We start from the raw sequence: 11,953 nt of genomic DNA, 5'->3' as shown, positions 1-11,953 counted from the left end.
GGGGGTGGGTCCGTGGGGGGGGGGGGTGAGTCGGGGGTGGGGGCCCGGCGCCCGGGCCGCTAGCGGGGGGTGGAACCCGTACCATGGCTCCATCTATCGCGGCGAGGCCGCCGCTCCCACAGGCCGCCGCTCCCACAGGTGACGCCACTTCCACAGGCCGCGCGGGACCCTCCGCGCGAATCGCTCAGCGCATGGCCTGCTCCAGCCACAGCGCGGGTTCTTCCATCGCCGCGACCTGTTCGCGCAATTCGAGGATGCGCGCCTCCCAGTAACGCGGCGTGTCGAACCACGGAAAGGCGGTCGGGAAGGCGGGGTCCTGCCAGCGGCGGGCGATCCAGCCACTGTGGTGGATCAACCGTAACGTACGCAGCGCCTCGATCAACTGCAGTTCGCGCGGGTCGAATTCGCAGAATTCCTCGTAACCGACAAGCACCTTGCCGAGCTGTTCGGCGCGATCCGCCCGCTCGCCGGACAGCAGCATCCACAGGTCCTGGACGGCGGGCGCCATTCGGCTGTCGTCGAAATCGACGAAATGCGGCCCCTGCCCCTCCACCCAGAGCATGTTGCCGATGTGGCAATCGCCGTGCGTGCGGATGCGGCGGATGGCGCCGACGCCGTCAAACGCGGCCCGTACGCCGTCGAGCGCCTGTGCGGTGATGCCGCGATAGACGCCTTCCAGTTCCGGCGGCACGAACTGGTGGTCGAGCACGAAGGCCGCCGGCTCCTCGCCGAAGCTGGCGATGTCGAGCGACGGCCGATGTACGTACGGCTGCACCGCGCCGAGTGCATGGATGCGGCCCATGAAGCGGCCGATCCATTCCAGCGTGTCGGCGCGGTCGAATTCGGGCGCCCGCCCGCCGCGGCGCGGAAACACGGCAAAGCGATAGCCGGCGTGCGTCATCAGCGTGCTGCCGCACGGCAATTCGAGCGGGGCGACGACCGGAATCTCGCGCGCCGCCAGCTCGAGGCAGAAGGCGTGCTCTTCCAGGATGGCGGCGTCGGTCCAGCGCGCCGGGCGGTAGAACTTGACGATCATCGGCGCACCGTCATCGACGCCGACCTGATAGACACGGTTCTCGAAGCTGTTCAGGGCCAGCAGGCGGCCGTCGACCGCATAACCTGCGGCTTCCAGTGCGTCGAGCACGGCTTCGGGGGTGAGCCCCGAGTAGGGCTGAGACTCGGGCTGAACCTCGGGCCGAAGCTCGGGCGGCACATCGGTGTCTGAATCGTTCATCGTGTCTCGTTGAATGAGGGGCCCAACCTTGAATTCGGGGTCGGCAACCCCTACCCTAGCGCGTTTCCCGCCGCAACTGCGCTCGCCGTGACGTATCAGGTCAAGGAAATCTTCTACACGCTGCAGGGCGAAGGGCTGAATGCCGGCCGGGCCGCGGTGTTCTGCCGCTTCGCCGGCTGCAATCTCTGGAGCGGCCGCGAGGCGGACCGCGCCAGCGCGCAGTGCCGCTTCTGCGATACCGATTTCGTCGGTACCGACGGCACGCTGGGCGGCCGACACGCACAGGCCGACACGCTGGCCGACACGATCGCCGGCTGCTGGGCCGGCGCGGGGGGCCGGCGTCTGGTCGTGCTGACCGGCGGCGAGCCGCTGCTGCAGCTCGACTGCGCACTGATCGACGCGCTGCACGCGCGCGATTTCGAGATCGCCGTGGAAACCAATGGCACGTTGGCGGCACCCGACGGCATCGACTGGATCTGTGTCAGCCCGAAAGCCGGCAACGACGTGGTGCTGCGCCATGGCCACGAACTGAAGGTGGTCGTACCGCAGCCCGGACTGGATCTCGAAGCGATGGAAAGCTGGGATTTCCGGCACTTCCTGGTGCAGCCGATGGACAATGCGGCGGCAGCCGACAACCGCCGCTGGGCGATCGACTGGTGCATGCGCCATCCGCGCTGGCGGCTGAGCCACCAGACACACAAGGCGCTGGGTATCCGCTGATCGTCGCAGCGTCGCGGACGCCCGGGTGCACGACGTTCCAATGCACCGCGTTTTCATTCAATCCAGCATCCTTTCACCCGTCAAAGATGGTCGTCGAACTCAGCCAGCGCTTCTACTTCGAAGCCGCACACACCCTGCGCCGCAAGGTCGATACCGACAGCAGCCTGCGCATCCACGGCCACACCTATCATGCCGAAGTGACGCTGCGCGGCGAGCCCGACCCGGTCAGCGGCATGCTGGTCGATCTGGCGCTGCTGCGTGCGGCACTGGCCGGCGTGCGCGACGCGCTCGACCACCGCTTTCTGGATGAAGTCGCCGGCCTCGGCCCGGCCACGCTGGAAAACCTGTGCCAGTTCATCTGGCGCGCGCTGGCGCCGCAGCTGCCGCAACTGGCGCGCGTCACCGTGGAACGTCAGGCCTCGGGCGACAAGTGCGCGCTGTGCGCGGCTTGAACCAACCGAGGCCAATCCGTGATGTTGCGCGGTCCGTGCTGTGTGCCGTCAGCCTGCTGGCCGGCACCGCTGCGCACGCGCTGGCGCCCGACTTCGACGCTGTGCGCGACGCCTGGCGTCCGTCGGAAGCGCGTCTGCTCGACCGCCACGGCGAGCCGCTGGCCGAAGTGCGGGTCGATTTCGACGAACGACGACTCGACTGGGTCAGCGCTCGAGCGCTGTCGCAGCCGCTGGTGCGCGCGCTGCTGGTGGCCGAGGACAAGCGCTTTCTGCAGCATGACGGCGTGGACTGGCAGGCGCTGGCCGGGGCCACCTGGGACAATCTGTGGCGCGCACTGGAAGGCCGCCGGCCGCGCGGTGCGTCCACCCTGACCATGCAGCTGGCCGGCCTGATCGACCCGGCGCTGCGCCTGCAGGGCACGCGGCGCAGCGTCGGCCAGAAGTGGGATCAGGCGGCCGCGGCGCGCCAGATCGAGCGGCGCTGGAACAAGGCGCAGATACTCGAGGCGTATTTCAATCTGGCCCCGTTCCGCAGCGAACTGCGCGGCATCGGCGCCGCGTCGCGCGGCCTGTTCGGCAAGGATCCGGACGCGGTCGATGCGGTGGAGGCAGTGCTGCTGGCCGCGCTGCTGCGCGGCCCGAATGCATCAGCCGAAAAGGTCGCGATGCGTGCCTGCGCGGTGGCGAAGCGACTCGATCCGGTGCCGGATTGCCGCGACATCCGGACGCGCGCCGACGCCGTTCTGTCGCAGCGCTACCGCATCGAGCCGCGCTGGCAGGACGCCACCGCGCTGGCGCGCCGGCTGCTGCGCGAACCCGGCGAACAACGCCCGACCACGCTGGACGCCCGCCTGCAGCGACGCGCGCTGCAGGCGCTGGGCGGTACGCGCGACGACACCTCCGTGGTGGTGCTCGACAACCTGACCGGTGAAGTGCGTGTCTGGGGCGGCGGACCGGACACTGCCGACTCCGTGCTGCAGCGCCAGCCGACCGGCAGTGCATTGCAGCCCTTTCTGTATGGCATGGCGATCGAGCAACGCTGGCTGACGGCGGCTTCCGTGCTCGACGACAGCCCGGCTTTCGTCACGCTGCCCCTGCCGCCCGGCATGCCCGATGGCGAGCCGCGCGGCGCCGTCAGCGTGCGCAGCGCACTGGGCCTCGGCGCCGACTTTCCTGCGCTGCGCGTGCGCGCGCTGATCGGTGACGACGCGCTGGACGCCACCCTGCAGGCGCACGGCCTGGCGGCCGTGTCGAAGGGCGGTACGCGCGCCAGTCTGATCGAGCTGGCGAACGCCTACCGCACCTTTGCCAGCGCCGGCCTGTGGAGCGCCTGGCGGCTCGAACCGGTCACTGCGGCCGACGCGCTTCCCGCGTCTCCGGCGCAACGACTGTGGTCGCCGGCCGCGGCCTGGATCGTCGGCGACCTGCTGACGTTGCGTCCGACCGAAGGCGAGGCGGCGCCACGGCCCTGGGCGGCATTGATGAATGGCCGTTCCGCTGACCGTTCGGTCTGGTGGTCGGTCGGATTCACGCGCCACTACACAGTGGCGCTGCGCGCACCACGCCCGGTCGCCGGCACCTGGCTGGCGCTGATCGACGCGCTGGACGGACCTTCATTCGAGCCACCGCCCGAACGCCCGGCCGCGCCACCGGGCGTGGAGCGGGTCCGCGTGCAGTTCGAGCCGGCGATCGAAGCGTCCCGCGACGAGTACTTCCTGCCCGGCACCCAGCAGGCTTTCGTCGATGCCGCCGTGCGCGATGTGGCTGGCCGACCGCGCATCGTGCTGCCGAAGAGTGGCGTGAAGCTGGTCAGCGCGGGCCTGCCTGCCGGCCGCCAGACCCTGCTGTTCGAGGCCCGTCCGCCGCTACCGGGGCTGGTCTGGATGATCAATGGCGAACACCTGCCGGCGGTCGAAGGCCGGGCGCTGTGGAGCCCGCGCCCGGGGCGCCATCGGCTGGCGCTGCTCGACGCGGCCGGCCTGCAGGTCGAATCGATGGAATTCGAGGTGCGGCTGGACGAGTCCGCCGCCTCCCCGGCGCACCCCTGATCAGAGCGTATGGCTGCGGTCGCCGCGGGCAAAGCCGGTCAGCGGTGCGGCAATGCCGCGCGTCATGCAGATCACCTTGAACAGTTCGCCCATTTCGGCCGGCGAGGTGAGCTGGTTCACTTCTGCGTTGCGCTTCGCGCGTGCCAGCGGTTCCGGTTCATCCGACAGCAGCGCAGGCAGGCCACAGTTGAGCAGGAAGCTCGCTTGCGAGGTGTAGCCGGCGAGCGACAGACCGGCGTCGAATGCGCTCTGCGCCACCGCGGTGAAGTCGACATGGGCCGTGATGTCGCACAGACCCGGCATCCACATCGGCTCGGTGTGCGCATGGTGGCGGTAGTGGCACATCAGCGTGCCGGTGCTGCGGTCGGGGTGGTAGTACTCGGCCTGCGGGAAGCCGTAGTCGATCAGCAGCAGCGCACCGCGATCGATGCGCCGCGCCCACTCGGCCACCCAGGCACGTCCGGCCAGGCCCAGTTCGGTCTCGTAGCCCGACGGCAGACCGAGCGCGCGGGCCGCGTCGGCCAGCGCCGGCGGCGCGGCGCGCCAGCCCGGCACGATCTGCCCGTCACTGTCGAGCACGAGGCCGGCTTCTTCGATGCCCCAGGCCGTGGTGCGGATGCGCTCGACCGGCAGGGCATCAAGCAGTTCATTGCCGAACACCACGCCGCTGAAATGCGTCGGCAGCGTATCCAGCCAGTCCACGCGTCCGGCCAGCGCCGGTACTTCGCGCGCGATCAGCGCACGCTGGCGCGCGCGCAGATCGGCCGACAGTTCGAGGATGCGGTAACTTTCGGGGGGGCAGCCGATGCGATCGAGTTCGCGCAGCAGATCGGCGGCGAGCCGGCCGCTGCCCGCGCCAGCCTCCAGCAGGTGAGGCGTCGACTCCTGCATCAATTCGGCCAGCTGGGTCGCCAGACAGCGTCCGAACAGCGGCGAAAGTTCGGGCGCGGTGACGAAATCGCCGCCGCTGCCGAACTTTTGTAGCGCACCGCTGTAATAGCCGAGGCCGGGCGCATAAAGCGCGAGCGCCATGTAGCGGCTGAACGGCATCCAGCCGCTGTCGGCGATTTCGGCCCGGAGCAGCGCCTGCAGGCGGGCGCTGTGGTCGAGGGCATCGGCGTCGGGAGGGGGCAGATGCACAGGCAGGGACATATGGACAAAGATTCGGGCGGGCTGCGCATGATGCGGCAACTGACGGGCGCGGCACAATCGGGCAGGACGACATGAACCACGAACGGGTAGTCTTGATCACGGGCGCGGCGCGGCGGGTCGGCGCGCAGACCGCGCGTACCTTGCACGGTGCCGGCTGGCGGGTGGTGATCCACCATCACCGCTCCACCGGCGAGGCGCATGCGCTGGTCGAATCGCTGAATGCGCTGCGCCCCGGCAGCGCCGCCGGGCTGGCAGCCGATCTGCTCGATACCGACGGCCTGCCGCCGCTGGTGACGGCGGCCACCGCGCTGTGGGGCCGGCTCGATGCGCTGGTGAACAATGCGTCGAGCTTCTTTCCGACGCCGATCGGCAGCGTGACCGCGCAGGACTGGGACAGCCTGGTCGGCAGCAACTTCAAGGCGCCGCTGTTCCTGGCCCAGGCCGCCGCACCGGAACTGCGGGCGCGCGGCGGCTGCATCGTCAACATCGCGGACATCCACGCCGAACGTCCGCTCGCCGGATACGCCCTGTACAGCGCGTCGAAAGGCGCGCTGGCCACGCTGACCCGGGCGCTGGCGATCGAACTGGCGCCGCAGGTCAGGGTGAATGGCGTGGCGCCGGGACCGATACAGTGGCCGGACGACCCGCTGTTCGACGCGGCCGAGCGTTCGCGCATCGTCGAACACACCCTGCTCAAACGCGAAGGCTGCCCACAGGACATCGCGCGTACGGTACGCTTCCTGATCGAAGACGCGCCCTACATCACCGGTCAGATCATCGCCGTGGACGGCGGGCGCAGCGCGCATCTGTGACGCATGCGGCAGCCGTTTGGATGATTGCGGCGCAAAAGCCGGACAGATCAGGCGCGCATTTGTAAAATGTCTTTACAGTCGATCGCCACTCCGGCCACCCATGAGCTCCCAACAAAAATCTCTTTGCGTGCTGTTCGCCGACGTGTCGGGCAGCACCCGGCTGTACGAAAAGCTCGGGGATGCAGAAGCCCTGCGTGCGGTCGAACGTTGCCTGAACCGTATCCGGCGGGTGATCGACGGCCATGGCGGAAAGGTCATCAAGACCATCGGCGACGAGGTCATGACGACGTTTCCGAGCGCCGACGAGGGCATTCAGGCGGCCTGCGAGATGCAGCACCGCATCACGGACCTGCCGCCGGTATCGGGCGTCAAGCTGGCCATCCGCGTGGGCTTCCATTACGGGCCGGCGATCGAGGAAAACGACGACGTGTTCGGTGACACGGTCAATACCGCGGCCCGCATGGCCGGTCTTGCACAGGCCGGTCAGGTGATCACGACCGCAGAAACCCTGTCGTCGCTGACCCTGTCGCTCGCCCCGGCCGTGCGCGAAATCGATGCGCTGACCGTCAAGGGCAAAGCCGAAGACGTTCGCGTGTGCGAAGTGCTGTGGCAGGAAGGCGCCGACCTCACGATGAAGGCGTCGAGCACCGCACCGCTGTACGTGATGGCGCGCCTGTTCGTGAAGTACCGCGAAATGGAATGCACGCTGGACCCGACGCACGGACCGCTCACGCTCGGCCGGGACATGGGGAACGAAGTCGTCATCAAGGATCAGCGGGCCTCGCGCAACCACGCCCGCATCGAGCGCAGGCGCGACAAGTTCGTGCTGATCGACCAGAGCACCAACGGCACCTTCCTGCGCATCGAGGGCGAAAACGAAGTCATCCTGAAGCGCGAGGAAATGATCCTGCGCGGTCACGGCACCATCGGCTTCGGCCACAGCGCGATGGAACAGGGCATCGATCTGATGCAGTTCGAGGTGCTGGGCTGACCGGCATGCCGCCGGACGGCGTCAGATACTGATCCGCTTCAGCAGCTCCGGATCGCGCACCACGGCCTCGCGCCTTGCCGGTGCAGCGTCCATCAGCGCAGCCGGTGGCAGCGTTTCCAGCCGGGCGAGCACCGACGGCTCCCGGCACGCCGCCTCGAATTCCAGCGCCACCGCCTCCGGGCTGCTCGACACGATGCGCAGACAGTTGCGGCCGAGCTTGCGCGACAAGGGCAGCAGGATGCCGGCCTGCACATTCTGACTGGTCTCGGCCAGCCCGCCCGACATGTCAGCATTCAGCGCGGCACCCGCCGCGTCCATGCGCAGCACTTCGGTGCCGAGCACCGCCCGCATCGACGCGATTTCGCGCAGCAGCGCCTGTGCGGTGTCCTGACCCGGCAGTCCGGCGATGTCCAGCCTGACCTTGCGACCGGCGAAGTGGAAGTGGCTCAGGAAGAAATCGCGGCTGAACTGCTCGCCGACCCGCTGTCCGATGTCAGCCAGCGCCTTTTCTTCCGACGCCCAGCTCGCACCTTCCGGGATCTCGGTATTCAGATAGACCTCTTCACCGGTCTTGCGGTCGGTGCAGCGGACGGTCCAGGAGGTGAGCACCACCTTGTCTATGGTCAGTCCGGACGCCGCCAGCCTGGCGCTCAGTCGCTTGAAACGCACCTCTCCGTCGATGCTGAAGTCGGCCACCTGCGGGCTGCCCACATCGTCGTTCCAGGTGCGGAAGCCAAAACCCTGCACATGCTGCTTCAACATGTTCTCGGCCAGCGGCGAACGCTGCGCGGGGGCGGACGGGTCACCGTCGGCCCAGCGCGATGACACGGCGACCGAAACCTTCGGATCACCGTTGTTGCGGATGAAATCGACCCGCTCGTCTTCCGACATCTGGTTCAACGACTTCTGCACCTGACGTACGCGCACTGCGGCACGCACGGCACCTGCCATCAGACCGTCCTTGCCCAGCTCGGGCGGCGCCTCTTCGAGCACCGCCTGGATGAAATCACCGCTGCGACCCAGCAGCTTGTCCTGCAGCAGTGCGTAATGGCTGTTGACCGACTTCGGATCGACGAACAGGGCGACCGCCTTTTCGAGTATCTGGCGCCGCGCGTCGTCGCGCAGTGCGCCCGCCAGCGCAGCCTGATCGTTGGCGAAGCGCGGGTCACTCGGGTCGGCCAGCCCGATTGCGCTGATCACCGTGACGCCGGGGTCGAGCGCACGTTCCGGTGCCGCGGGCGGCGTCGGCACCGGCGCAGCCGGCGCCGGCGCGGGCGTGGCGACTTCGATGGCGGCGGTCGGTGCCGGTGCGTCGGCTGCCGGTTGCAGTGCGAACCAGACCCCTGCGCTCACGGCGACCAGCGCTGCGGCAGCGATCGCGAAGGGCAGCGGTCCGCGGCGCGCGGGCGTGTTGACCGGGTGGGCGCGGGGCGGCGACTCGACGGCCGGCGCCCGATCGACCGGCGTTGGCGTTGGCGTTGGCGTTGGCGTTGGCGTTGGCGTTGGCGTTGGCGTTGGCGTAGCAAGCGTCGCATCCGCCTGCGTCACGAGCGTGGCGTCATTGTCATCCGACAGGTTTACGACGGTGGCGTCATCGTCGGCGGACGCGACCAGCGCTCCATCGAGTGCCGCGCGGAATGACGCGGCATCCTGAAAGCGGTCGTCCGGACGTTTGGCGAGCGCCTTGCGCACCACGGCGTCGAGTCGGGCATTGACGTGAACGTTGAGCACCGAAGGCCAGGTCGGATCTTCCTTCAGCACCTTGTGCATGATGGTGGTCAGCGCGCCGGTGAAGGGCTTCTCGCCGGTCAGCAGCTGATACAGCACGACACCTGCGGAAAACAGGTCACTGCGGCCATCGACCGTCTGCCCCATGAATTGCTCGGGTGACATGTAGGACGGCGTGCCGATGACCGTGCCGGTCTGGGTCAGATTCGACGATTCGATCCGCGCGACACCGAAGTCCGCCACCTTCACCGTGTTGTCGGCCAGCAGGATGATGTTCGCCGGCTTGATGTCGCGGTGGGTGACGCCGTGGCGGTGCGCATGCCCCAGTGCATCGAGCAACTGCCCCATGAGCCGTCCGACCATGGGCAGGGGTATGCGCTCGTCGGCTTCGAACAGATCCTTCAGTTCGCGGCCCTGCACGAATTCCATCGCGATGAAGGCCGTGCCGTCGTCGGCTTCGCCATACTCGTAGATGGCGACGACATTCGGATGATTGAGCCGTCCGGCCGCCTGCGCCTCGCGCTTGAAACGCGCGATCACCTCGTCGGCTTCGATGCGTTCCAGCTGCTCGCGCTTGAGCGTCTTGATGGCGACCCTGCGGTCGATGACCGGGTCGCGCCCTTCATAGACGATGCCCATGGCACCCTGACCGAGCTCGCGCAGGATGTCGTACTTGCCCAATCTGGCTGGAAGGCTCACGGCGTGTGCTCCGGCAGCATGATGCTTGCGTCTGCTTCGCGTGTCTTACTTGTACTTCGCGTCGATTTCCCAGACCGACTTCTGTACCAGGCGCTGCACCATGCCGTCCAGCGTGATGCCGCCTTCCTGGCTGCTCGACACGCCGAGGATGGAGGTGCCCTTGGCACCGACTTCCATCTTCTCTTCCGTATAGCCCTGCGCCAGCTGTTCGGTGGTGTTTGCGTCGATGATCTTGTAGCGCATGCCGATGATCCACACGCCCGAAGCAGCACCTGTTTCGACCGATCCGACCGCTTCGCCTGCGGCGTAGCTGCCGCGGCTGCCACCGAGGATGCCGATGATGTTGCCGATCGCCCGGCCACTGATGCCTTCCTTCGCGGCGGCGACCTGCTCTGCCTTCAGGATGTCGAACTTCACGACGTACTTGGTCGTCTTGAACTTGCCCTTCTGCAGCATCTTGCGCGCCGAATCGGGATCGCCCATCGAGTAGGCCAGCTGGAACTCGCCCAGCAGCGGACCGAGATCGGACCGCTCCAGCACCTTGAAATTGGCCTGCGACAGTTCGAGTTCGCCGAAGTCGGCGATGTTGTTGGAGGCGAACTTCTGCGTGAAGGTGGCGTTGTTGCTCTTGATCTCGCCCGGCACGACGATGACGGCCGGCCCCTTCTTGTTCTTGTTGCTGTATTCGACAGCCTTGTACATCGCCTTGTCGGCGCTTTCGTTGGCCTTGTCGGACGTGCTAGTACCGGCCGTCGGCGAAGCGCTCTCGAAGGTCGGTTGTGCAAAAGCCGGTGCCCCGATACAGGCGAGTGCGACTGCGACTGCCACCCTGTGGCGCAACATCCCGTGGTTGATAGTCATGACATCCCTTTCATTTGGTCATCCCGATCGATTGCACGCCGGTTCTGCGCCGGCTGGAGATGCTCGGGCCTGAAGGCCCTTGCCCCGGTGCGGACTGCCTACTTTCGCTTCTTGCCGCCGCTCGATGCCGCGTTCGCGCAATAGCCACCCAACAGCGTATTCACCACGCCGTCGGCCTTTTCTTCCACCAGCGTACCTGCCATGGCCAGCGTGTCGCTGCCCGCATACGACTCGGCCGATGCCTGGGCATCGGACAGCAGCGTGCCGTCGGGCTTCATCAGCGCGAAGGCGATCGTCACGTAGACCTCGGGAATGCGGACCACCGGATTCAGCATCGAGCGCGAGGCGATCGTGCCGCGCAGGATCAGCTGGGCGCCCATCTTTTTCGAGGCGGCCAGCGCGGCGTCGGGATCGTTGCGGAAGTAGGCATCCACCTCCGCCTGGGCGATATGGGCTGTGATTTCCTGCTGGGAATAAGTGCGGATGCCCTGCTTGAGCAGGCGCTTGTTGATCGAATTGAAGTGCGGGCTGTAGCGGGCCTGGCTGGCGGTGATGCCCTCGCCGGTGCGCTCGCCCATGACGATCATGATCTTCCTGCGCTTCAGTTCGTCAAGGCAGGCCGCCGGGAGCGACAGCGCGGTATGCGAGGCGGCGTTGCGTTCTTCCTCGGCGCGGGCGTCCTTCTCGGCTTCTTCGGAAAAACTGAATGCCGCTGCCATCGACGCGGCGGCAAGGAGCGTCACGCCACATAGCAGCCGGATGCCCCCATTGCGATAGCGCAGCACGACATCCCCCGACAGTCGAACACCGCCGGACTATAGCAAAAGGACATCGCGGCGCCGCCCCTCCTTGCCGCACGATTCACGGCGGGTTGTTGCATAAGCCACAACCGCCGGTGCCGTGGTTGCGACACCGGCAACACGGATGTCAGGCCTTGACGCATTCCGCAATGAAGGACTTTCGTTCTTCGCCCTTGAGCGCCTTGTCCGTGGCTTCGGTGCGGCACTGCTTCTTGCGCTCCTTGAGCGCGCTGGCCTCGTCTGCCGTCAGCGTCGGTTTCGCGGCAGAGCCCGACGACAGGCAGCCGCTCATGAAGCTGCGGCGTTCGTCACCCTTGAGTGCCTTCTCTTTCGCTTCGGCATTGCAGGCCTTCATCTTCTCCTGCTGCGGCCCCGCGATGGCGGCCGTCGACGAGACAAGCAGCAGGACGGCTGACAGGATGGTCAGCGCCGGGGGCAAGCGGTATGCGGACATGA

11 protein-coding genes are annotated in these 11,953 nt (G+C 67.4%); 5 read left to right on the top strand and 6 right to left on the bottom strand.

All coding sequences use genetic code 11. From position 1 onward, the window contains the following. Nucleotides 1-184: 184 nt before the first annotated feature. Nucleotides 185-1,234: a serine/threonine protein kinase gene (locus ACTIFF_RS06365; RefSeq protein ID WP_439536065.1), complete on the bottom strand. Its 1,050-nt coding sequence runs from the start codon at nucleotides 1,232-1,234 to the stop codon at nucleotides 185-187. A gap of 87 nt (nucleotides 1,235-1,321) precedes the next feature. On the opposite strand from ACTIFF_RS06365, the gene queE reads away from it, so the two are divergent. From queE to ACTIFF_RS06350, 3 genes are all read left to right on the top strand, one after another. Continuing rightward, on the top strand, nucleotides 1,322-1,954 hold the full coding sequence (gene queE / locus ACTIFF_RS06360) for a 7-carboxy-7-deazaguanine synthase (RefSeq protein ID WP_439536064.1): 633 nt from the start codon (nucleotides 1,322-1,324) through the stop codon (nucleotides 1,952-1,954). An 86-nt stretch (nucleotides 1,955-2,040) separates the two neighbouring features. Further along, entirely contained in the window at nucleotides 2,041-2,406 is a 366-nt protein-coding gene (locus tag ACTIFF_RS06355; protein WP_439536063.1) for a 6-carboxytetrahydropterin synthase, read from the top strand. 35 nt (nucleotides 2,407-2,441) lie between these two features. Continuing rightward, a complete protein-coding gene (locus tag ACTIFF_RS06350; RefSeq protein WP_439536062.1) occupies nucleotides 2,442-4,454 on the top strand; it encodes a transglycosylase domain-containing protein in 2,013 nt (670 codons plus the stop codon). Here the strand turns inward: ACTIFF_RS06350 and ACTIFF_RS06345 are convergent, their stop codons facing one another. Further along, the gene (locus ACTIFF_RS06345; RefSeq protein ID WP_439536096.1) at nucleotides 4,455-5,594 is read right to left on the bottom strand and encodes a class I SAM-dependent methyltransferase; all 1,140 of its coding nucleotides are present in this window, start codon (nucleotides 5,592-5,594) and stop codon (nucleotides 4,455-4,457) included. An 83-nt stretch (nucleotides 5,595-5,677) separates the two neighbouring features. Here ACTIFF_RS06345 and ACTIFF_RS06340 point away from each other — a divergent pair, with 83 nt between their 5' ends. Further along, nucleotides 5,678-6,418, top strand: coding sequence for a pteridine reductase (locus ACTIFF_RS06340; RefSeq protein WP_439536061.1), 741 nt, complete (start codon nucleotides 5,678-5,680; stop codon nucleotides 6,416-6,418). Nucleotides 6,419-6,518: 100 nt separating this feature from the next. Next, on the top strand, nucleotides 6,519-7,409 hold the full coding sequence (locus ACTIFF_RS06335; protein WP_305615648.1) for an adenylate/guanylate cyclase domain-containing protein: 891 nt from the start codon (nucleotides 6,519-6,521) through the stop codon (nucleotides 7,407-7,409). A gap of 21 nt (nucleotides 7,410-7,430) precedes the next feature. Here ACTIFF_RS06335 and ACTIFF_RS06330 read toward each other — a convergent pair whose 3' ends face one another. The 4 genes from ACTIFF_RS06330 to ACTIFF_RS06315 all read right to left on the bottom strand — a co-directional run bounded on the left by ACTIFF_RS06330 (nucleotide 7,431) and on the right by ACTIFF_RS06315 (nucleotide 11,951). Further along, the gene (locus tag ACTIFF_RS06330; RefSeq protein ID WP_439536060.1) at nucleotides 7,431-9,836 is read right to left on the bottom strand and encodes a serine/threonine-protein kinase; all 2,406 of its coding nucleotides are present in this window, start codon (nucleotides 9,834-9,836) and stop codon (nucleotides 7,431-7,433) included. A 45-nt stretch (nucleotides 9,837-9,881) separates the two neighbouring features. Beyond that, a complete protein-coding gene (locus ACTIFF_RS06325; protein ID WP_439536059.1) occupies nucleotides 9,882-10,697 on the bottom strand; it encodes a hypothetical protein in 816 nt (271 codons plus the stop codon). Nucleotides 10,698-10,795: 98 nt separating this feature from the next. After that, on the bottom strand, nucleotides 10,796-11,440 hold the full coding sequence (locus ACTIFF_RS06320) for a hypothetical protein (RefSeq protein WP_439536058.1): 645 nt from the start codon (nucleotides 11,438-11,440) through the stop codon (nucleotides 10,796-10,798). Nucleotides 11,441-11,624: 184 nt separating this feature from the next. Further along, entirely contained in the window at nucleotides 11,625-11,951 is a 327-nt protein-coding gene (locus ACTIFF_RS06315; RefSeq protein WP_439536057.1) for a PsiF family protein, read from the bottom strand. Nucleotides 11,952-11,953 lie beyond the last annotated feature (2 nt).

It is taken from the genome of Methyloversatilis sp. (assembly GCF_051861465.1).
Lineage (GTDB): Bacteria > Pseudomonadota > Gammaproteobacteria > Burkholderiales > Rhodocyclaceae > Methyloversatilis.
The sequence above is the reverse complement of the archived record's forward strand: the minus strand, read 5'-3'. Positions and strand labels throughout refer to the sequence as shown.